We start from the raw sequence: 18,816 nt of genomic DNA on the forward strand, positions 1-18,816 counted from the left end.
GCCGTCGGCCGAAAGCGGCCGCGGCAAGCGCTGCAGTGTTGGTGGTCGTTGCGAGCGTTTCCGTTCAGGAAGAAGTTCTTGGAAACGCTCTATCTCTTTGTTTTCACGCAATTCCAGGCGCGAGACCGCGGCGCACTTTGGCTGGATTTGCTGTCCTGATCACCCTGTCGCGACGGTGCGCTCCATCAGGTATCGCTCGCGTGCCTCGGTCGGGCTGGGACCGAAATGCGCCTTGTAATGGCGGCTGAGTTGGGCGTGGTCGCCGAAGCCCAATGCATAGGCAATCTCTGAAACCAGCTTGCGGCAGGCGGGATCTCGAAGCATTTCGTCGCAACGCAACAGCCGCTGCAGCCGGATCCAATGGCAGACGGAGGTCCCCTGCTGCTTCATGAGCTGGTGCAGATAGCGCACCGAGATACCGCATGCCTCGGCAATCGTCTGTGGTCCAAGATCAGCCCTGGCGAGATTGGTCCGCACGAAGCCTTCGACACGGTGAAGGTGGCCGAGCTGAACCGATGTCGCATCGGACATCAGCATACGCTCGTCCGATGTCAGCGACATCGCCAGGATGTCGACGAGGTGCTTGCCGGTCATGTCGCGAGCCGATGCGTCCATTTCGACGAGCCGCGGCGCGATCAGGCGGATCATGTCGACGAAGAGGGCACCGGTGCCGCGGGTGGAATCGAAGCTCAGCGAGGCAATGCGCTCAGGCAGGCCCACGCGGGGGCGCAGCGCGACGATCGGCACTTTCAGCACCCAAAGGGTGTTCTTCGCACTATAGCTGAATTCATAGGGCAGATGGCTGCGCTCGACCAGGAAGGCGCCGGGTTTGCAGGTCACGGCCTTGCCGCTCTGCTCGAAACTGATCTCCGCCTTCTCCGGCACTGTGATCAGGTAGCTCTCCTCACGCTCATGCAGAAGATGCCGTTTTTGTCGGCGGTAAAGCAGACCGTCAGATTCCAGCCGCGACAGCGAGACGGCACCGAGATCCCAGACGTTAAGCTCGCCGGAGAACTCCTGCGCGTTCTGGAAACGCAGGTCGAGCGGGAAATAGGTGCTCGACACGGCCTCGTCCCAATAGCGCTTGCGTTCGAACGCAGCGGTGCCTGCCGTGGAATAACTCACGTCCATGCGAAGCTCCCATCAAGTCCAACGGCCCGTCGCGCGGCTGTTCCCTTTGTGCCAAGCGCTGCCGATCTCGATCATTCTCCGATCCCACCGGCCTTCGTTTCGCGACATCTTTCGTGTCTTGCGCCTGAGGCTTTCGCGGAGGATCTCCTGCAAAATGCTACAGCGACCTTTGCCCATCTCATAAGGCGCGTTGCGCTGTAGGGTCAGTTAACTACGGCTTCGGTGGCCCGGCTAGTCGCAAAGTGCGCTCGCTCTTGTCGGTGGGCGTAGTGCGAAAGCCCGCCAGTCCACCGATATCAGCCCGCACGCACCACGTCTTCCGCAGCCAGCGCCACGGATAGAAGATGCGTATCGTGGTGCGGCAGAGCCGAGAGCAGAAGGCCAACCGGCATACCCGCTTCGCCGGTGCCGCAGGGCAGCGACACGCCACACCAATCGAGGAAATTGCCGATCAATGTGTTGCGCAGCGTCCTGGCGTTGGTCTCGACAAACAAGGCGTCATCCGCTTCGAGCGGCGCCGTTGGGGGCGCAACGTGCGCAACCGTCGGATAGGCGATGATCTCGCTCGGGCCGACCGACGCCGAGACCTCGGCAATCAACCGGTCGCGGGCGTCAAGGATTGCGATATAGTCGGAGAGTGCGATCTTTTCCCCAAGCCGAGCCCGAGTAACGACGCGCCTGTCCATGGACGCGGCGTCGGAGCCTTCAAGCCTGGAGCGATGCAGGGCGAACGCCTCGGCAGTCACCAGGGGACCGTGCGCAGCCATGATCTCGAAGATGCGCGTGAAAGCCGGAAAAGCCTGACGCCTGACCCGTGCGCCCACCCGTTCGAGCCGCGACAGCACGTCTTCGAAGGCCGCGACCACTCCGTCTTCCGCACCATCGAACACGACATTGGTCGGCACGACGATCGAAAGTCCCTCAAGGCTGCCCCTGCGCATCTCCGATGCGGAAAGCCCGCGCATCGCGGCATCAACCCAGACGGCATCCTGTACCGTGCGGCAGAGAGGCCCAAGCGAATCGAGGCTTTTTGCCAGGGGAAAGACCCCGTGCATCGAATAGCGGCCGCGTGTCGCCTTGTAACCGACGATGCCGTTCAGCGCCGCCGGAATGCGGATGGATCCGCCGGTGTCGGTGCCGATCGAGACCGGCACGAGGCCCGCGGCAACCGCAACGCCCGAGCCCGAGGACGAGCCGCCGGGCACGCGCTCTACGTCTTCGGCGCGCGGATTGCGCGGCGTACCGTAATGCGGATTGAGCCCGAGACCGGAGAAAGCGAATTCGCTCATGTTGACCCGCCCGACACTGACCATGCCGGCCTTGGCGAGAGCAGCGACGACGGCCGCATCCTCAGTGACCGCCGGATCATCCTTCAGCACGATCGAGCCGGCGGTGGTCGGCAGGCCCTTGATCGCGAAAAGATCCTTCCAGGCGACCGGGATACCGTCGAGAAGGCCGAGTGAACGGCCAGACCAAAGCCGCATGTGCGATGCCTCGGCCTCCCGCATCGCCCGCTCAGGCGTGACGATCGTGAAGATCGCCTGGTCCGCATGGTCCCGTATCCGCCCCAGCGTCCATTCGGTGAGCGCGCGCGGGTCAAGTGCGCAGGATTGCAGCAAGACGGAAAGCTGCGCAATCGAGCGTTCGCCAAAATCCTGCATAGTCGGCTCCTTCCATAGCGCATTTCTCAATAGGCGCGAAGTTCCCATACGCCACGAAATACGTAAAAACAAAAAGATACAGTAACTTCTTGAAAATCCACTCGAGCCCGAAGCGCGTTATCGATCCACAAGCTGCATCCAGCGACGAACCAGATAATTGTGTTCGTCCATCGTCGTGTTCCAAACGGCAATGCAATTGGCGCGCTGCCAATAGGAGCCACCGCTGCGCACCGAGCCCGCCTTGATGCGGATCGTGCCATCCGGCCCCGGCAGGTCTTCCGCCGCCGGCAGCCCCCCATACCAATAGTCCCACTCCGCCGCCGACATGAATGCCCGCGAGCGCTCGGGTGTCGAGATGTAATAGCCTTGCCGCGCGACCACGGCTCCCGGCCATCCGGAAATCCACCAGTTGAGATACTCGTAGGCGACGTCGAGCATGCGGCCCGAGAGATGGCGCGCGAGGCATAGTCCCCCGTGCCAGGCGCGGTAGCCTTCGGCGGGTACTGCCTGCTCGACGGGCACACCCTGGCCATTGAGGATGTTGATGCCGGTCGACCACATGCTCTGGATGTCCGTTTCGCCGCGCAACATCAGGCGGGCCGCATCCTCCGCGGTGCGCCAGAAGGCGCGGAAGTAGCCATCCTTCTTGCGCTCCTCGAGAAGCCCGATCAGACGATCGATCTCATCGACGCTCATGCTGCCGATGTTGTCGAAACTCATCAGGCCAGCAGCTTGAGCAGCGAGCGCTGCATCGAAGATGCCGATTGCCGGCTCGTCGACTAATGCAGCGCGGCCAGCCCAGCGCTCGTCCAGCAGTGCCGCCCAACTGTTCATAGCAACCGCGTTGGGCGCCACATCCGTGCGATAGGCGAAACTGTCGAAGTTATGGGTCGTCGGCAACATCGAGATCGACGTCGATGGCGCATCGCCCAATTCCAGATTCGGCTGGACGAAGAGCTTCTTGACCGGGGCGTCACCCTGCCCCAGCCGCGCGTTGGGCCCTATATGTCCGGTCTTCGTCAGATCGTTGATCTCGTCCCAGAGCCCAATCCGTCCGATGCTGATCGGCTGGATCGCCCGCCAGTACCAGACGATATCGAGATTGTGAAAGCACTGGTCGTAGATGTCGTAGCTGTCCGGCTCCTGCGCCGCCTTGTGCTGGGTCGTCAGGAAATCGTTGTTGTCGAACACCACCTCGATGCCGAGGTCCTCTTCGGCGCGCAGCCGCAATTCCTCAAGCAGGGAAATCGCCGTACCGAGCACCCGGAGCTTCGGCCGCCCGGCCAGATGCAGGGCGGGCGTGGCGACGGTCGATTGATCAGGCTTGTGCTTGCTCATAGGGACGAAAGGCGTTCCTGTAGTACCGGTTCCTCGGCCACACCCGGGGCGAATGCGGGCGACCGATCGAGCGAGAATGCTTCGAACGACCGTTTGAGCAGTCCAACATCGAGACCGTCAACGATAAAGACGATGCGCGAGCGTCGATCCTCATCCGGCCAGCGCTCCATGTGGACAGGCGTATGCACCAGATGCTGAACGCCGTGGATGGCGACAGGACGATCCTCCCCGGCAATATTGAGAATACCTTTGACCCGGAGAACCCGCTCCCCGTGGCGATTGAGGAGCATCGTCAGCCAGAGGCCGAAAGCGGTCCAATCCACCGCCCTTTCGACCGTCATCACGAATGAGGTCACGGCGGAGGCATGCGCCGTACCGTCAGCCGTGGTCAAAACCGTCGGCGCATCGCAATAGAACCCGCTCACCGATTGCAGGCTGCCCGCGCGTAGAGGCGGCCCTTCGTCGATGAGAGCGGCAAGGTCGAGGTCCGGTTCGCCAGCCAGCACCAGTGGCGCATCCGGATTGATGATCCGCAGCTTGTCTGACAGAGCCACGACAGTGCCGGCATCGGTCAGATCCGACTTGGTGACGACCAGGCGATCGGCGACCGCAGCCTGGCGGTTGGATTCGACATAGGTTTCGAGCTGCGTCAGGCAGTTGACGGCATCGGCCGTGGTAATGACGTTTCCCGGCCGGAAGTGATGGCGCAATACCGGATCCGCCTTGATCGTTGACAGCACCGGAAACGGATCGGCGAGCCCAGTGCTTTCGACGACGATGCGCCGGAAGGGCGGCACGACCCCGCGCTCGCGCTTGGAATGCAGGTCTTTGATGGCGTCGGCGAGTTCGCCGCGGACGGTGCAGCAGAGGCAACCGGACTGCAGAAGCACCATGGTGTCGTCGATACGCTCGACCAGATGGTGGTCGAGACCGACTTCGCCGAACTCGTTGATGAGCACCGCGGCGTCGCTGAGCGCCGGGTCGGCAAGCAGCCGCGACAGCAGCGTCGTCTTGCCCGATCCGAGGAAGCCGGTCAAAAGGTTGATGGGCGTGAGCAACGGTATCTCCTCGGCCATCACATTTCCTCCGCCACGGCAATGAAGGCAGGATCGAGCGGATCGCAGACCCGGCCGCAGAGCCGTTCGGCCGCCGGCCACAAATGGCCGAGATCCTCGATGATCTCGCTCTTGCCGGTCCGCGTCGACAGCACGAAGGATGCGCCTTGCCAATCGGCAAGTGTCAGGCCGAAGCGCGCAAGCATCGTGTTGGCGATGCGCACACGGTTCGCGCGTTCACGCCGGCGATCTATCCGCTCGACATTGCGGGTGAAGACACCGGGTCGCGCCACGGCGTCCGCCCAATGTTCGTTGCCGCCGAGGATGCCGCAAAGGGAACACATGATGCTGTCCATTCAAAAATGTCTAAAGGGGGCGGCAAACCGCCCCCTTGGGCTGGTTATTTCTTGCGCGGGAAGCGCTTGGCGAAATCGTCGGCGATCTCGTTCATCGTCACGAACTTCACGCCCGGATGCTTGATCATGTGGGCATAGAGCCGCTCGAGCATCATCAGAACCTGCGGGCGTCCGGCGACATCCGGGTGAATGGTAATCGGAAACACGGCATAGTCCATCTCGCGATAGACCCAGTCGAACTGGTCGCGCCAAATCTGCTCGATATCGTGCGGATTGACGAAGCCGTGGCTGTTCGGCGACTTCTTGATGAACATCATCGGCGGCAGATCATCGAGATACCAGGAGGCCGGGATTTCGATCAGATCGGTTTCCTTGCCGCGCGTGAGCGGCACCATCCAGTCCGATGGTTTCTTCGAATAGTCGATCTTGGTCCACTTGTCGCCGACACGCACATAATAGGGCGTGAAGTCGTTGTGCATCAGCGAGTGGTCGTACTTGATGCCACGTTCAAGCAGCAGCTCGTTGGTAACGTTGGAGAACTCCCACCAGGGGGCGACATAGCCGGTCGGCCGCTTGCCCGACAGTTTGGTGACGAGCTCGATGCACTTGTCGAGCACTTCGATTTCCTGCTCGCGGGTCATGGCGATCGGGTTTTCGTGGGTGTAGCCGTGAATACCGATCTCGTGTCCGGCATCGGCGACCGCCTGCATCTGTTCCGGGAAGGTCTCGATCGAGTGCCCGGGGATGAACCAGGTGGTCTTGATGCCGAAACGTTCGAACAGCTTCAGCAACCGCGGACTGCCGACCTCGCCGGCAAAAAGACCGCGCGAGATATCGTCCGGCGAATCCTCGCCCCCGTAGGATCCGAGCCAGCCGGCAACCGCATCGACGTCGATGCCGAAGCTGCAGAGGATTTCCTTGGCCATGGTATGTCTCCTTCGTGTTTTTCGTTCAAAAAGTCAGGCTGGGATGACGGTTGCTTCGCCCGGCTGCCAGCTCAGAAGAATGTCGGCACCGACGGGGAAGGCGTCGGGCTGGTACTTGTCGACATGGGCCTCCAGCGAGACGGTGCGTCCGTCCGGAAGTGCCGCCGTCAGATGCGAAACATGACCGACGACGTCGAAGCGCCGCACGTTGGCGGCGACGACGTTGCCACCGTAGTTCGCGGCGATACGGTCGCGGTCTACACGTGCAGCTGCGTGAACTTCGATCGCCTCCGCCGGAATGACGACGTTGACGCGTGATCGGCCGGCGAAGGCGCCATTGACGCGCCCGGACAATTGGCCAACGGCAGTCGACACCAGAGCCCGCTCGCCGGAGGCACCATCCACCTCGCCATCGAAGATGGTGTTGTTGCCGATGAACTGGGCGACGAAGGCCGTATTCGGCCGTGTATAAAGCTGATGCGGCGGGCTGATCTGCTCGACCCGACCCTGGTTCATGACGACGATCCGATCCGACAGGGCAAGCGCTTCGGATTGGGCATGCGTGACAAAGATGAAGGTCACGCCGAGCGTCTTCTGCAGCAGCTTGAGCTCGTTCTGGATCGCCTTGCGCAAATTGGCGTCGAGCGCGCCGAGCGGTTCGTCGAGCAGCAGAATGTCGGGCTCGACCACCAGGCCGCGCGCCAGAGCGATGCGTTGCCGCTGGCCGCCGGAGAGCCGGTCGGGCTTCTTATCGGCAATGTCTTCCAGGCCAAGTGTCGCCAGGATGCGGTCGACCTTCGCGTCGCGCTCCGCCTTGGCCATGCCTTTCACCTCCAGACCGTAGCCGACGTTGCGGCGCACCGTCATGTGCGGAAAAAGCGCGTAGCTCTGGAAGATCATCGAGGTCGGCCGATGCTCGGGCCGCACGTCGTTCATCCGCTTGCCCTTGATCAGCATGTCGCCGGAGGAGATCGCCTCGAAACCAGCGATCATCCTGAGCGTCGTCGTCTTGCCGCAGCCGGAGGGGCCGAGGAACGCGATGAACTCGCCCTTGGCGACGGACAGGTTGAAGTCGATCACGGCAGGCGTGCCGTTGTCATAGACCTTGCCGACATTGTTGAGTTCGAGGTCGAAGATCATCGTGGCTCTCCGGAGCTTGTCTGAAATCGCGGCTATCCGGCGCATGGCCCCGGCCATCCCGACCGTTCGTATGTGAGACGACCGGGTGGTCGCTCGGAGCCATGCACCATGTCTCAAAAGCCGGGCGGCGCGCCGCCCGGCGTGTTCGATCAGGCGTTCAGGAACTCGTCCCACTTCTGGATCAGGTGATCGTATTCATCCGGCCACTGGTGCCAGTAGGCGACGTTCTTGGCGCGCTCCTCGAGCGAGCCGCCGTCACGCAGGTCGCCTTCCTTGATGCCGCGCTCCGCAGCACCGACCCAGGGCTTGCCCTCGTACCAGAAGGCGTATTTTTCCGGCGCCATGACGTTCTTGATGTTGGTCGAGGGCGAATAGTAGCCCTGTTCCGAAACGGTGATGCCCGGTTCGCCCGAGAGCCAATAGTCGGCATAGGCGATGACGGCTTCCTTGTTCGTCGTGCCGGCGATCATCGCAGGTCCGATCGCCCAGCCGCGATAGCCTTCCTTCGGCACGGCGTAGCGGCAGGGCTTGCCCTGCGCCTTGACGGCCATGACGGCCGGCTGCCAGGCGTCGCAGACCACCATTTCGCCCGATGCCATCAGGTTGACGAGTTCGCCGAAATCACCCCAGAGCGCACGGAACTGACCGTCCTTCTTCTTGGAGATCAGGAAGGCGGCGGCCTCGTCGATTTCAGCCGCGGTCGGGTTGCCCGGGTTCTTGACGTCGGAAAGGCCAAGCGAGTTCATCGCCATGATCGCCTGACCGATCGCGATCAGCGGATCGGTGTTGATGCCGGACTTGCCCTTCCACTTCGGATCGAAGATCGCCGCCCAGCTATTGGCCTCCTCGGCCGAAAGAACGTCCGGATTGTAGCCGATGGAGTCGTAGTTATAGACGGCCGGCACCATGTTGAGCGAGGCCTGGCTATCGTCGGTCCAGATCTGCCCGACGATCTGCGCGGCGCGATCCCACTTGTCGCTGGGGGTGGTGAAGGTATCGCGAATATTCGCCCAGTTCTTCAGGGCCGAGGCCGGGATCGGCTCGACATTGTTGGTCATGACGATCGAGGGCAGGCGTTCGGCGATGATCTCCCAGCAGTCATAGTCCTTGGAGCCGGAGAGGATTTTCGTCTGTGCGTCCGGGAAGGTCGCCGCCGTTCCCGAGGTCCCGCCGACGCCGGCAGCCGCCTTGAACTGCTCGAGGATGCGCTCCTGCACGGTCACCGAGAGACCGATGGTGCGAAGCTGCTGGCTAGCGAGGTCGCTTGCCTGTGCGAAGGCTGCGCGCGAGGAGAGGAACGGTGTTCCGCCTCCTATCGCGAGCGCCATCATCCCGGCGGAGCGTTTGAGGAGCGAGCGGCGATTGATTTCCATACTAGGCATTGTCTCTTCTCCAGTTTTCGTTGTTCCCCGGAGACCGTTCATCGGCCCCCATTCATCATTCGCCGCCACCGCGGCACTCAGTCCGGCGGCCTAAGCGCCCGCCGCACAATTCCAAGACCGATCAGTAGCGCCCGACCAGGAGCCCGCCGTCGACAACCAGAACCTGACCGGTCATGTAGCGAGCACTGTCGGACGCCAGGAACGCGATGACCTCGGCGATATCTTCAGGGGTGCCGAGGCGCTTCATCGGGATGAACTCCGCCGCGGCTTCCGCGCCGGCGGGACCGAGCGAATTCTCTTCGGAGAGCAGCTGCGCCGTGCGGATGTAGCCGGGCGCCACGCCATTGACGCGCACACCGTCAGCCGCGAGCTCGACCGCCAGTCCGCGGACGAGGCCAACGACGCCGGACTTGGCAGCGGAGTAATGGACATGCTCCTCCCAGCCATAGGCAACGCCCATGATCGACGAGAGCGCGACGATGCTGCCCTTGCCGCGGCGACGCATGCCGCCAGCCGCGGCGCGCGCCAGCCGGAAGATGCCCTTCAAGTCGATGTCGAAGGTGAGATCCCACTTGTCGTCGGTCAACTGGCCAAGCGGCGTGCGATGGGCAATCCCGGCATTGGCGACGATAACGTCGATATGGCCGTGGCGGCTTTCGACGTCGGCCACCAGTGCATCCGTCGCAGACGTCGAGCGCACATCGTAATAGGCGAACTCGGCCGAGCCGCCGGCAGCACGGATCGCCTCGACAGTGGCCGCACCCTCACGCTCTAAAATATCGGTTACGACCACATGGTCGCCCGCGGCTGCGAAGGACTTGGCGGTCGCCTGGCCGATGCCGATGCCGGCACCGGTGACGATGACAATGCGGGAAGTCTTGGGAGGATTTGTCATTTCCATCTTTCCTGTCAAAGCATCACATCGCCGGAGTTCGGCCCAAGCGTCTGGCCAACGAAGAGGCTGGCCGCCGGCGATGCCAGAAAGGACACCGTGGCTGCGACCTCCTCCGGCTCGCCGAAGCGGCCGAGCGGCAATTGCTGTTTCTTGGCTGCGCGCCAGTCGTCCGAGAGTTCCATGACGAGCGGTGTATTGATCGGCCCGGGCGCGACGGCATTGACGCGAACGCCGCGGCTCGACACCTCGCGGGCCAGCGCCTTGGTCATGCCGATGATCGCGGCCTTGGCGCCGGAATAGTGGACGAGTTCGACGCCACCGATCTGACCGAGCTGCGAGGCGATATTGACGATCACGCCCTCGCCGCGCTCAAGCATCGGGCGCAGCACCGCCCGGGTCATCAGGAACGTTCCGCGCACGTGAACCGCGAACATGCGGTCGAAGTCGCCGACCTCGAGGTTCTCGAACAGCGCCTGATGGGCGATACCGGCATTGTTGACGAGCAGAGTCGTCGTGCCATGAGCGCGCTCGCCGGCCTCCACGATTCCGCGAACATCGGCCTCATTGGAAACATCACCGGCCGCCGCGGTCGCCCTGCCGCCTGCCGCGATGATCTCCGCGGCGACGGCCTGGCTGCGCTCGGCAGAGAGATCGTTGACCAGCACGGCATATCCGTCAGTTGCGAGCCTCAAGGCGATGGCACGACCGATGCCGGAGCCGGCGCCGGTGATGATCGCGGCTGGCGAAGAAGCGTCTGCCATTACGCCTCCTCCTGGATCGCAACGCGCTTGGCGCGGCGCACCGACAGCGTCATCAAGGCCCCATAGGTGCCGAGCAGCGCGAAAGAGAAGAGCGTCGTCAGCACGCCGAAGGCGAAGACGTTCGGATGCACCTCGACCGAGAAGGTGCCGTAGATCGCAAGCGGCAGCGTCAGATCACGGCCCGAGGCAAAGAGCGTGCGTGAGAACTCGTCATAGGAGAGCGTGAAAGCAAAGAGCATCGCCGAGAGCACACCGGGGAAGATCAGCGGGAACGTAACCTTGCGGAAGGTGCGCGCCGGGGTAACCCCGAGCGACCAGGACGCCTCTTCCATGCTGGGGTCGAAGCGGTTGAAGATCGCAAGCATCACCAGGAAGGCGAAGGGGAACGTGTAGACCACATGCAGCACGAAGGCGGTGCCCCACCAGTGGCGGTCAATGCCGAGCGTATTGGCAACGAGCGCCATGCCGAGACCGACGAGCACGCCGGGCACCATCATGCCGAGGACGATGAGATAGAAGACCACGCCCGAACCGCGGAACTTGCGGCGAAAGGCCTGCGCTGCGGTGACACCCAGAACGGTCGAGACGATCATGGTCATTACTGCGAGGCCGAGCGAACGCACCAGCGCCTGTTCGATCGGCAGCGGTGCAATACGCGACGGCGGCGTCAGGCCGAAGAGATGCTGGTACCAATAGGTCGACCACTCGATGATCGGGAACTGCGGCCCACCTTCCGGTCCGGTCTGGAACGAAAGGATCGCGAGCACAGCAAGCGGTCCGTAGAGGAAGACCAGGAAGAGCGCGGTATAGGCGCCGAGGCCGAGTTTCATGCCGCTGGCGTTCATGATCAGAGTTCCTTCCTGAGGTCGACGACCCTGAGCAGAGCGGCGATGACGGCGCCCATCAGGATGGTGAGGACGACGCCGGCGACCGCAGCAAATGCCCATTTCAACGAGCCGACCTGGGTGACGATGATGTTTCCGAGCAGGTTGACCTTGCGGCCGGAGAGCGCTGCGGAGGTGGCGAACTCACCAAGCACCATGACCGAGACGAAGATCGCACCGACGACGACGCCCGGCATGGAGAGCGGCAGGATGATCGTGCGGAAGATCCGCCAGAAGCCGGCCCCTAGATCCTGCGCCGCCTCGATGACGGAGTGATCGATACGGCCAAGCATGAAGGCGATCGGCCCGACCATGAAGACGCAGTAGATCTGCGTCATGCCGATGATCACCGAGAGTTCCGAGAACAGGAGGACCTCGATCGGCGCATCGGTGATGCCGAGGTTCATCAGGATCATGTTGATCGCCCCTTCCTTGCCGAGCATGGGGCGCCAGGCGAGAACGCGGATAAGGAACGAGGTCCAGAAGGGAATGACGCAAAGGACGAGCAGAACCGTCTGTAGCGCCTTGTTCTTGACGAACAGCCCGACGTAGAGCGCCGCCGGGTAGCCGACGAGAACGGTGGCGACGAGCACGATCAGCCAGATGCGTACCGTCGTCCACAGCGCGCCGAGATAGGTATCGCTGGTGAAAAAGGTGACCCAGCTTTTCAGCGTCAGCGTCGGCTCGATCTTGAAGGTGGTCTGCGTCCAGAAGGACACATAGACCATCATCAGCATCGGCAGGACGAGGAACAGGACCATCCAGAGAACGCCAGGGGCGAGCAGCCATAGCGCCTTCCCGGTGGGCTTCCTCTCAGTGACGGTTTCCGCTTCCGTCTGTTCCGCAACGGCCATCATGCTCATCTCTCAATCTCCGGGGACCAGCGCAGCACCGAGGCACAGGCTCTGGCCGTTTCAGTTGCGCGCGTTTCAGGCGTAGACGTTTCAAGCGTAGACAAGGGCGTCCTCCCGCTTCCAGACGAGCGCGTAGCGACCCTGATCCTCATAGGCTTCAGGGGCGGCATGGCTGAGATGGGTCTCCACTTCGAAGACCCGCCCGTCATCCAGGGTGAAGAAGGAATTGACCGCAGCGCCGGAATATTCGCTGGCAACGAAGTTGCCTTCGACGCGGACCTCATCGTCACCTGTCGCCGCTTCGCGCGGGCGCACGGCAACGCGGTCGTAGCGGATCGCATAGGCCGGTTGCGTCGCGCGGGTTGCCGCGCGGCCGCCCAGCGAGAAGCGCCCGGCACTGCCGACAAAGGCGCCGCCCTCAAGACGCCCGGGAAAGAGGTTGTAGCAATTGAGGAAGCGAGCGACCGCCGGTGACGCCGGACGGTTGTAGATTGTATCGGAATCGGCCGATTGCGCGATCCGGCCGCGATCGAGCACCAGCACCGTGTCGCCCATTGCCAAGGCCTCGGTCTCACTTCCCGTCACGTGCAGGAAGGTCACGCCGCAGCGTTCGCGGATGGCGCGGAGTTCGGTGCGCATCCGGGCGCGCAGATTGGCGTCGAGCGCGCCGAGCGGCTCGTCGAGCAGGACCATACGCGGTTCGGTGACGAGCGTGCGCGCCAGTGCGACGCGCTGCCGTTGACCACCGGAAATCTGTGTGACGGCGCGGCCTTCGAGGCCGGTCAGGCCGACGAGAGCGATGATGTCCTTCACCCGAGCATCGATCACCCTGCGGTCCGTCACCGCTTCGACCTCCCGGTTTTCCAGGCCGAAGGCGATGTTCTGGGCGACGGAGAGATGTGGGAAGAGTGCGAAGTTCTGGAACACGAAGCCGATGCCGCGCTGATGCGGTGCTACGGTGTCGATGCGCTTGCCGTCAAACACGATGCTGCCGCCGTCCGGATCTTCGAAACCGGCGATGACGCGCAGAAGCGTCGTCTTGCCGGAGCCACTCGGCCCTAGGAGCGAGATATAGGCGTCGCCCGGCAGCGCGAGGTCGATACCATCGAGCGCACGCATCTCGCCAAAAGCCTTGGTGACGTTCTTGAGCTGTAGGACTGTCGACATCGTTTTCCTGCCCGTTATCGCCGACCGGCTACCAGCCAACGCTTCGCCCTCGCCGGCGCCGATCAGGCATCCGAACGCACATGCGATAGCGATCACGCATGGGTCACATGCGCGGCTGAGATCACGGTCCTCTGCGATTTAAAAAATAAGTTCCACCTGCACGCTTCTTCTGAGCGCTTGCATGTCACGAACCATGACATGAATGATTTTTGTATGCAATAGACTTTTATTCGGTTTTTGTCGGATGCAGATGCGTGGCAATATTGCGCCTTAACCCAAGAAGGCGACACTTCCGTTCATCGCCACGCAGCGGTCATCAAGTCATCCGCGAAACACTGTGGAATTGCGCATTTCATCGAGCGCAACCGCCACAACTCCTCAACTTGACTGCAGCCTGTGCCGCCTTCGCAAGGCTCCGCGCTCCTGCAGAGGCGAAACGCCTTTCCATGACAACACAATGGACAACCGCGCAGAAAAATGCACATGTGTATTCAATATGCATTTATTTTGCGCTGTCACGGTCACCGGCAAGTGGCGTAAAGAAAGGAGACGACTTTGCCAGCCAAACGGAAGATGCCAGACCGCATGAGCGAGCCACGCCTCGGCCAGAATCCGCAGCGCCGATACGAAATTGCCGAGGATGTGCTGCGAACGAACATTGCCGAAGGCACGCTGCCGCCCGGCCTCGTCCTTCTCGAAGGGCCGATCGCCGATATCCTGCAGATCTCGCGCGCGCCGGTGCAGCGCGCCTTGCTGCAGCTCGAAAGCGACGGGCTCGTGCACCGCTTCAAAGGGCGCGGCTATCTCGTCGGTCCACCCGGCCGGGCAATCGAACCGAACCGAACCGACATCAAGACACTCGGCCTCATCGTTCCGCAACATGCCGACGAGGCCCTGCAAAGCCGTTCGTCCTGGGAGCGCATTTACGACGAGATCGAGAACGATGTGGCCGGCTGCGTGATCTTCGGCCAGTACCGCATCATCGAAAACGAGCTTGCCAACCATTTCAACGTCAGCCGGACGGTTGTGCGCGACGTTCTGACCCGTCTGCGCGAGCGTGGGCTCGTGCGCAAGAACCAGAGCTCGCACTGGATCGCCGGGCCTCTGACGGCCCAGACGGTAAAGGATCATTTCATGTTGCGCCGGCTGCTGGAGCCGCAGGCACTGGCGCTTGGCGCGCCGCATATCGACCGAGGCCGGCTGACAGCGCTTTTCAACCGGCTCGTCGACTTCGGCCAGACGCAGGACGAGGACGGCTGGCTGGGCCTCGAAGACATTCTGGTGGAGTTCACCGAGGCCTGCGTGCTTGCGATGCCGAACGAACGCCTGCGCGAACTGATCCGCAACAACCTCTTGCCGGTGACGGCCACGGAGAGACTGCTTCGGCATTTGGGGCTGCCGGGCGACCCGGCAGTCATCGCGGAACTGAAACTTATTGTCGAGCTGATGACGCGCGGCGCCAATGCGGCGGCGGCGTCGATGCTTGAAAGCCATATCGACGCGTCGCTGAACCGGACGATCGCACAAATGAAGATCGTGGCGATCATTCCCGGCCCCAGCGTCACCGCTGCCTACCTGACACGGGTCGTCGAATAGCGGGTGCAACGATGCGAGACGCGCGCCGCGAACTGCTGCGGACGACGACGATCGCAAAGTCAGGTCCGCCCTCCTCATCATTCGCCCCTCGTCACTAAAGCGCCTAGTCGCCGGCTGCAATCGAACTGTTCATGTTGAGGGCCAACGGCCGCTTGGGCGGCCGATCGCCGATAGTGTCACGCCTTTCCGGCAATCGCCGCCCGCAAGGCTTCGAGCCGCCTGCCTTCTTCGGCGCGAGCCGCCAATGCTTCCTCCATCGTCACCTCGACGAAGCGGGTCGGCGTATGCGGCTGCAACTGACCGATGAGGTCCATGTCCGCCGAGATCACAGTCCCCACCATGAAGTAACCGCCGCCCGATACGGCGTCGCGATGCAGGATGATCGGCTCCGTGCCGCCCGGCACCTGGATCGAGCCGTAGGGGTAGCAACTGTCGACGATGTTCGAAGGATCGGAGCCGGCGCCGAATGGTTGGTCGCGATCGACGAAGCTGAGCTTGCGGCCACCGCGGAAGCGATAGCCCATGCGGTCGGCTTCCGGCGCCACTTTCCACTCGTCGGCAAAGAAGCTCTGCTTTGCCTCATCCGTCAGGCGATCCCAGTAGAGCCCGGGCAGCACGCGCAGCGCAGCAGGTGCCGCGGGCCTGCGGCGCAGGCTTTCGTCAACCGCCAGTCCTTCGCGGCCGGCGCTCGCTTGCCCAACCGGCAGCACGTCGCCGGCTGCGAGCGCGCGTCCCTTGTATCCACCGAGCGCGCCGATCGGATAGGTCGAGCGGCTGCCAAGGGCTTCCGGCACGTCGATGCCGCCGGAAACGGCGATATAGATGCGCGCGCCGGATTTCAGAAAGTCGAAGCTCAGAGTCTGGCCGGCCTTCACCCGAAAAGCGGTCCATCCCGGCTGAAGGACATCATCGACCTTGACCGGCATGTCGGCGCCGGTGACGGCAACGAGCGCATCCTCGGTGAACTCAAGCTTCGGCCCCAGAAAAACCGCTTCCAGGCCGGCAGCGCCCTCGTCGTTGCCGACGAGCAGGTTGGCAGCGCGTATCGCGTAGCGATCCATTGCACCCCCGATCGGGATGCCGAGATGGAAGTAGCCGGGGCGGCCGAGGTCCTGGATGGTGGTCGCCAGACCATGATGCAGCACATTAATGGCCATTGAGGACACCCTCCAGCTTGGTGTTGTATCCGGTGATGTCCTTCTGGAACTCGCGCAGGTCGAAGCTGACGTCGCGGATCGGTGGCGCGAAGCGCCCCTTGTCGACGTCCTCGACCGCCTGATCATAGGCGTCGCGGTCGATCGGCTTGAACTTGACGATGTCGCCAGGGCGGAAGAACACCATGAAATCGCGCAAATAGCTGGTCGTCTGCGTCGGATCGAAGATCGGCATCGGCGTGATGCCGAACATCTGGTAGCCGCCGGCGCCCCGCACCGAGTAGATGCAGCCGAAACAGCCGCCGTGGCCGACCGTCAGCTTTGGCGTATCGGTCCGCGGCCTGAGATACTTCGGCACCTCGATCTGCCGCTGCCGCTCGACCATCTGATACATGAAGGGCAGGCCCGCAACGAAACCGACCATTGAGACGAACCAGGGCGAGCCTGAGTGGGCGGCTACGAAGTCGGTCACAGCGTCGTAGCCATTGATGCGCGCCGCATAGTCGAGGTCTGTACCGCCGGGGTCCTGGTGCCGTTCACGGAAGCGCATCAGCGTGTCGTGCGTCCAGGGGTCGTTGTAGAAAACCGGGATCTCGACGATGCGCGTGCGGATGACCGGCTCAGCCCGCTCCGCCGCCCCTTCGATCGCGCGGACTTCCTTCAGAACGTCATCCGGCTTGATGACATCAGGGTCGAACTTGATCTGGAAAGAAGCGTTCGCCGGGCAGATTTCCGTGACGCCGCGGATGCGGCTCTCCCGCACGCCCTTCGCCATGGAAAGGCTCTTGAAGAAGGCCTCGAGCGACATCTCGTCGCTGCATTCGACGAACAGATGCTCGTCGCCTCCAAACGTATAACGTGTCGGCATCACGCGACCTCCGCGGTGCGGCCGCCCAGGGCGGCAAATTCGGTTTCCAGCCAAGTTTCGAGAAAGCGGGTGTGGAACGCACCGGCCGCGACTTGCGCGTCAGCGGCCAGCGCCTGATGCAGGGCGATCGTCGTCGGCACCCCTTCGATCTTCAAATCGGCAAGCGCTCGCGAAAGTCTGGCGAGACACGCTGACCTGTCCTCGCCCCAGACGATCAACTTGCCAAGGAGGGAGTCGTAGAAGGGCGGTATCGTGTAGCCCTCGTAGAGCATCGTATCGAAACGAACGCCCTCGCCTTCAGGCACGCTCAAACGGGAAATCTTGCCGGGCGCCGGCATGAAGCCGCGCGCCGGGTCCTCGGCATTGATCCGGCACTCGATCGCGTGGCCGCGCACGGCGATGTCCGATTGGCACACGGAGAGCGGCGCGCCGCCGGAGACACGGAACATCTCCTGCACGAGGTCGATGCCGGTGATCATCTCGGTGACGGGATGTTCGACCTGAATGCGGGTGTTGACCTCGATAAAGTAGAAGTCTCGCGTCTCGTCGTCATAGAGGTATTCGACGGTGCCGGCGCCGCGATAGCCGACGGCCCGGGCGAGCGCCACGGCGCTGTCGCAGAGCTTCTGTCGCACATCTGCAGGCAGGAGGAACGAAGGCGCCTCTTCCCAAACCTTCTGGCGGCGGCGCTGCAGCGAGCACTCGCGCTCAAAGCAATGCACGAAGTTCTCGCCATCACCGAGGATCTGCACCTCGACGTGACGCGCGCGGGTGATGACTTTCTCGAGGTAGAGGCCGCCGTCGCCGAAAGAGGCGAGCGCCTCAGCCGACGCCTGGGGGAACTGCTTGTCGAGCTCCGCCAGATCGTTGACGATGCGGATGCCTCGCCCTCCACCGCCCGCGGCCGCCTTGATCATGACCGGAAAGCCGGTCTCAGCCGTTACCGCATGCGCCTCTTCCACGCTCGAAATCCGGCCGTTGCTGCCGGGCACCGTCGGCACACCTGCCTTCTCGGCGACGACACGGGCCTGCACCTTGTCGCCGAGCAGCCGGATGGCGTCACCCGAAGGGCCGATGAAGATTATGCCGGCTGCAACCACCGCATCGGCGAAATCGCCGTTCTCCGACAGGAAGCCGTAGCCCGGATGCACGGCATCGACGCCTGCACGCTTCGCCGCGGCGATGACCGCCTCGATATTGAGGTAGGATTTCTTCGGCGCCGGCGGGCCGATTTCGATGGCCTCGTCGGCGAGCTTCACCGCGAGCATGTCGGCATCCGCAGCGCTGTAGACCTGGACCGTGCGGATGCCTAGCGCCTTTGCCGCCTGGATGATACGCACGGCGATCTCGCCGCGATTGGCAATCAGGACCGAGCGGATCGTCATTGTTCCACCTCGGCGATCACCTGGCCGGCCATAACAGGTTCTTCATTGTCTACGAGGAAACGGATGCTTCCGCCGGTGACGCCCGCCTGAACCTCCTGGAAGGTCTTCATCACTTCGATCAGGCCGATCGCCTCATTCGAGGCCACCGCATCGCCGTCCGATTTGAACGGTGGGACATCCGGAGCAGACGACCGATAGAAGGTTCCTGGAAGGGGCGATCGGATTTCGTGCTTGCTCATGGTTGCCTCCGCTTTGTCATTTGG

The 18,816-nt window shown here is 62.9% G+C and carries 18 protein-coding genes; 1 reads left to right on the forward strand and 17 read right to left on the reverse strand.

Annotation, left to right across the window (positions count from 1 at the left end; translation table 11 throughout):
• Window positions 1–159 precede the first annotated feature (159 nt).
• From LAC81_RS21000 to LAC81_RS21060, 13 genes are all read right to left on the reverse strand, one after another.
• A complete protein-coding gene (locus tag LAC81_RS21000) occupies window positions 160–1,131 on the reverse strand; it encodes a helix-turn-helix domain-containing protein (RefSeq protein ID WP_223729157.1) in 972 nt (323 codons plus the stop codon).
• Between the two features lie 296 nt (window positions 1,132–1,427).
• Window positions 1,428–2,792 (reverse strand): amidase, encoded by a 1,365-nt coding sequence (locus LAC81_RS21005; protein WP_223729158.1) that lies wholly within the window; start codon window positions 2,790–2,792, stop codon window positions 1,428–1,430.
• A gap of 117 nt (window positions 2,793–2,909) precedes the next feature.
• Window positions 2,910–4,130, reverse strand: a complete 1,221-nt coding sequence (locus tag LAC81_RS21010) for an ABC transporter substrate-binding protein (RefSeq protein ID WP_223729159.1) — start codon at window positions 4,128–4,130, stop codon at window positions 2,910–2,912.
• Window positions 4,127–5,206, reverse strand: a complete 1,080-nt coding sequence (locus LAC81_RS21015; protein WP_223729160.1) for a CobW family GTP-binding protein — start codon at window positions 5,204–5,206, stop codon at window positions 4,127–4,129. Before LAC81_RS21015 ends, LAC81_RS21010 begins: the two co-directional genes overlap by 4 nt.
• The gene (locus tag LAC81_RS21020) at window positions 5,206–5,529 is read right to left on the reverse strand and encodes a hypothetical protein (protein WP_223730417.1); all 324 of its coding nucleotides are present in this window, start codon (window positions 5,527–5,529) and stop codon (window positions 5,206–5,208) included. The genes LAC81_RS21015 and LAC81_RS21020 overlap by 1 nt, the downstream gene beginning before the upstream one ends.
• Window positions 5,530–5,585: 56 nt before the next feature.
• Entirely contained in the window at window positions 5,586–6,467 is an 882-nt protein-coding gene (locus LAC81_RS21025; RefSeq protein ID WP_223729161.1) for a polysaccharide deacetylase family protein, read from the reverse strand.
• Window positions 6,468–6,500: 33 nt separating this feature from the next.
• Window positions 6,501–7,607, reverse strand: a complete 1,107-nt coding sequence (locus LAC81_RS21030; protein WP_223729162.1) for an ABC transporter ATP-binding protein — start codon at window positions 7,605–7,607, stop codon at window positions 6,501–6,503.
• A gap of 149 nt (window positions 7,608–7,756) precedes the next feature.
• Window positions 7,757–8,989, reverse strand: coding sequence for an ABC transporter substrate-binding protein (locus LAC81_RS21035; RefSeq protein ID WP_113537362.1), 1,233 nt, complete (start codon window positions 8,987–8,989; stop codon window positions 7,757–7,759).
• Between the two features lie 121 nt (window positions 8,990–9,110).
• Window positions 9,111–9,890, reverse strand: coding sequence for an SDR family NAD(P)-dependent oxidoreductase (locus tag LAC81_RS21040; protein ID WP_419195843.1), 780 nt, complete (start codon window positions 9,888–9,890; stop codon window positions 9,111–9,113).
• An 8-nt stretch (window positions 9,891–9,898) separates the two neighbouring features.
• Window positions 9,899–10,645, reverse strand: a complete 747-nt coding sequence (locus LAC81_RS21045) for an SDR family NAD(P)-dependent oxidoreductase (RefSeq protein WP_223729164.1) — start codon at window positions 10,643–10,645, stop codon at window positions 9,899–9,901.
• Window positions 10,645–11,490, reverse strand: coding sequence for an ABC transporter permease (locus LAC81_RS21050; protein WP_223729165.1), 846 nt, complete (start codon window positions 11,488–11,490; stop codon window positions 10,645–10,647). Before LAC81_RS21050 ends, LAC81_RS21045 begins: the two co-directional genes overlap by 1 nt.
• Before the next feature lie 2 nt (window positions 11,491–11,492).
• On the reverse strand, window positions 11,493–12,383 hold the full coding sequence (locus tag LAC81_RS21055; RefSeq protein ID WP_419195901.1) for an ABC transporter permease: 891 nt from the start codon (window positions 12,381–12,383) through the stop codon (window positions 11,493–11,495).
• A gap of 90 nt (window positions 12,384–12,473) precedes the next feature.
• Window positions 12,474–13,550, reverse strand: a complete 1,077-nt coding sequence (locus LAC81_RS21060; RefSeq protein WP_223729166.1) for an ABC transporter ATP-binding protein — start codon at window positions 13,548–13,550, stop codon at window positions 12,474–12,476.
• A 585-nt stretch (window positions 13,551–14,135) separates the two neighbouring features.
• Between LAC81_RS21060 and LAC81_RS21065 the strand changes: the two genes are divergently transcribed.
• Window positions 14,136–15,146, forward strand: a complete 1,011-nt coding sequence (locus tag LAC81_RS21065; protein ID WP_113537366.1) for a GntR family transcriptional regulator — start codon at window positions 14,136–14,138, stop codon at window positions 15,144–15,146.
• A 176-nt stretch (window positions 15,147–15,322) separates the two neighbouring features.
• Here LAC81_RS21065 and LAC81_RS21070 read toward each other — a convergent pair whose 3' ends face one another.
• Genes LAC81_RS21070 through LAC81_RS21085 form a run of 4 tightly spaced genes read right to left on the reverse strand, consistent with a single transcriptional unit; the run spans window position 15,323 to window position 18,792 of the window.
• On the reverse strand, window positions 15,323–16,303 hold the full coding sequence (locus tag LAC81_RS21070; RefSeq protein ID WP_223729167.1) for a biotin-dependent carboxyltransferase family protein: 981 nt from the start codon (window positions 16,301–16,303) through the stop codon (window positions 15,323–15,325).
• Entirely contained in the window at window positions 16,293–17,168 is an 876-nt protein-coding gene (locus LAC81_RS21075) for a 5-oxoprolinase subunit B family protein (RefSeq protein WP_113537368.1), read from the reverse strand. Before LAC81_RS21075 ends, LAC81_RS21070 begins: the two co-directional genes overlap by 11 nt.
• Window positions 17,168–18,553: an acetyl-CoA carboxylase biotin carboxylase subunit gene (locus LAC81_RS21080; RefSeq protein WP_223729168.1), complete on the reverse strand. Its 1,386-nt coding sequence runs from the start codon at window positions 18,551–18,553 to the stop codon at window positions 17,168–17,170. The genes LAC81_RS21075 and LAC81_RS21080 overlap by 1 nt, the downstream gene beginning before the upstream one ends.
• Entirely contained in the window at window positions 18,550–18,792 is a 243-nt protein-coding gene (locus tag LAC81_RS21085; protein WP_113537370.1) for an acetyl-CoA carboxylase, read from the reverse strand. The genes LAC81_RS21080 and LAC81_RS21085 overlap by 4 nt, the downstream gene beginning before the upstream one ends.
• Window positions 18,793–18,816 lie beyond the last annotated feature (24 nt).

This window comes from Ensifer adhaerens (genome assembly GCF_020035535.1).
In the GTDB taxonomy this organism is placed as follows: Bacteria; Pseudomonadota; Alphaproteobacteria; order Rhizobiales; family Rhizobiaceae; genus Ensifer.

What these genes read in the sequence shown, in the direction of transcription:
- LAC81_RS21000 (WP_223729157.1), bottom strand. Translation starts at nt 1,131, where the DNA reads ATGGACGTGAGTTATTCCACGGCAGGCACCGCTGCGTTCGAACGCAAG.
- LAC81_RS21005 (WP_223729158.1), bottom strand. Translation starts at nt 2,792, where the DNA reads ATGCAGGATTTTGGCGAACGCTCGATTGCGCAGCTTTCCGTCTTGCTG.
- LAC81_RS21010 (WP_223729159.1), bottom strand. Translation starts at nt 4,130, where the DNA reads ATGAGCAAGCACAAGCCTGATCAATCGACCGTCGCCACGCCCGCCCTG.
- LAC81_RS21015 (WP_223729160.1), bottom strand. Translation starts at nt 5,206, where the DNA reads ATGGCCGAGGAGATACCGTTGCTCACGCCCATCAACCTTTTGACCGGC.
- LAC81_RS21020 (WP_223730417.1), bottom strand. Translation starts at nt 5,529, where the DNA reads ATGTGTTCCCTTTGCGGCATCCTCGGCGGCAACGAACATTGGGCGGAC.
- LAC81_RS21025 (WP_223729161.1), bottom strand. Translation starts at nt 6,467, where the DNA reads ATGGCCAAGGAAATCCTCTGCAGCTTCGGCATCGACGTCGATGCGGTT.
- LAC81_RS21030 (WP_223729162.1), bottom strand. Translation starts at nt 7,607, where the DNA reads ATGATCTTCGACCTCGAACTCAACAATGTCGGCAAGGTCTATGACAAC.
- LAC81_RS21035 (WP_113537362.1), bottom strand. Translation starts at nt 8,989, where the DNA reads ATGCCTAGTATGGAAATCAATCGCCGCTCGCTCCTCAAACGCTCCGCC.
- LAC81_RS21040 (WP_419195843.1), bottom strand. Translation starts at nt 9,890, where the DNA reads ATGGAAATGACAAATCCTCCCAAGACTTCCCGCATTGTCATCGTCACC.
- LAC81_RS21045 (WP_223729164.1), bottom strand. Translation starts at nt 10,645, where the DNA reads ATGGCAGACGCTTCTTCGCCAGCCGCGATCATCACCGGCGCCGGCTCC.
- LAC81_RS21050 (WP_223729165.1), bottom strand. Translation starts at nt 11,490, where the DNA reads ATGAACGCCAGCGGCATGAAACTCGGCCTCGGCGCCTATACCGCGCTC.
- LAC81_RS21055 (WP_419195901.1), bottom strand. Translation starts at nt 12,383, where the DNA reads ATGGCCGTTGCGGAACAGACGGAAGCGGAAACCGTCACTGAGAGGAAG.
- LAC81_RS21060 (WP_223729166.1), bottom strand. Translation starts at nt 13,550, where the DNA reads ATGTCGACAGTCCTACAGCTCAAGAACGTCACCAAGGCTTTTGGCGAG.
- LAC81_RS21065 (WP_113537366.1), top strand. Translation starts at nt 14,136, where the DNA reads ATGAGCGAGCCACGCCTCGGCCAGAATCCGCAGCGCCGATACGAAATT.
- LAC81_RS21070 (WP_223729167.1), bottom strand. Translation starts at nt 16,303, where the DNA reads ATGGCCATTAATGTGCTGCATCATGGTCTGGCGACCACCATCCAGGAC.
- LAC81_RS21075 (WP_113537368.1), bottom strand. Translation starts at nt 17,168, where the DNA reads ATGCCGACACGTTATACGTTTGGAGGCGACGAGCATCTGTTCGTCGAA.
- LAC81_RS21080 (WP_223729168.1), bottom strand. Translation starts at nt 18,553, where the DNA reads ATGACGATCCGCTCGGTCCTGATTGCCAATCGCGGCGAGATCGCCGTG.
- LAC81_RS21085 (WP_113537370.1), bottom strand. Translation starts at nt 18,792, where the DNA reads ATGAGCAAGCACGAAATCCGATCGCCCCTTCCAGGAACCTTCTATCGG.